The sequence below is a fragment of the Dyella jejuensis genome (assembly GCF_044904675.1).
GTDB lineage: Bacteria > Pseudomonadota > Gammaproteobacteria > Xanthomonadales > Rhodanobacteraceae > Dyella_B > Dyella_B jejuensis.
Genome location: NZ_JADIKJ010000063.1, coordinates 1 through 899 on the forward strand (window position 1 = coordinate 1; position 899 = coordinate 899).

Annotated in this window: 1 protein-coding gene; it reads left to right on the forward strand. The window is 63.6% G+C overall.

Annotated features, from left to right (window positions below):
• On the forward strand, positions 1-899 hold an 899-nt coding region (locus ISP15_RS18280), incomplete at both ends, for a condensation domain-containing protein (RefSeq protein WP_404549425.1).

Genomic DNA, 899 nt, shown 5'->3' on the forward strand with positions numbered 1-899 from the left:
GGTTCGATGCAGGTCATCAGGCGCGAACTGCTTGCCCGGTACAAGGCGAAGGCTACGGGAAGTGACTTGGAGTTGCCGCCGCTTGCGGTGCAGTACGGCGACTACGCGGCGTGGCAGCGCCAGAAGCTGGAGAGTGAGTTAGACACTCACCTGGATTACTGGACGCGGCACCTGGATGGCGTATCCGAGCACCAGGGCCTGTGCCACGATCATGCCCGTGGTGCGACGCGGCTCGATGCGGTCAATCTCGGTAGCGAGGCATTTCCTGCATCGCTGCGCGAGGGATTGAAGCGGGTCGGCAACGCGGCAGGGGCATCGCTGTTCATGGTCTGCCTGACGGCTTTCAAGATCTTGCTGGCCCGCTGCACGGGTCAGGACGACGTCGTCGTCGGCATGCCCGTCGACGGACGCTCGCGGCGGGAACTCGAGCCGATGGTGGGCATGTTCGTCAATACGCTGGCCTTGCGTTCGGACTTGTCAGGCGACCCGACCTTCAGTGATCTGCTGGGCACCGTGCGCACGCACGTGCTGGAAGCACTCGACCATCAGGAGCTGCCATTCGAGAAGCTGGTCGACGCACTGGGATTGTCACGCTCGGCGGATGCCGTGCCGTTGATCCGGAGCCTGTTCTCGGTCATCGCGGAAGCTTCAGGGAATGCCAGCGACGAGGGGAACGACGGTTTCGAGGAATTACCGGGCGTTGCCGCGGGCCCGGCCAAGTTCGATTTGACGGTGATGCTGGTCGAGCAGGGCGATGGCCTGCTCGCGGAAGTGCAATACGATCCCAACCTGTTCGAGCGCGCGACGATCGAACGGCTGATGCAGCGCTACCGAAGCCTGCTGGAAGCGATCGTCGACAGGCCATCGGCCCGGATATCGGCGCTCCCGTTGCTGTCCGA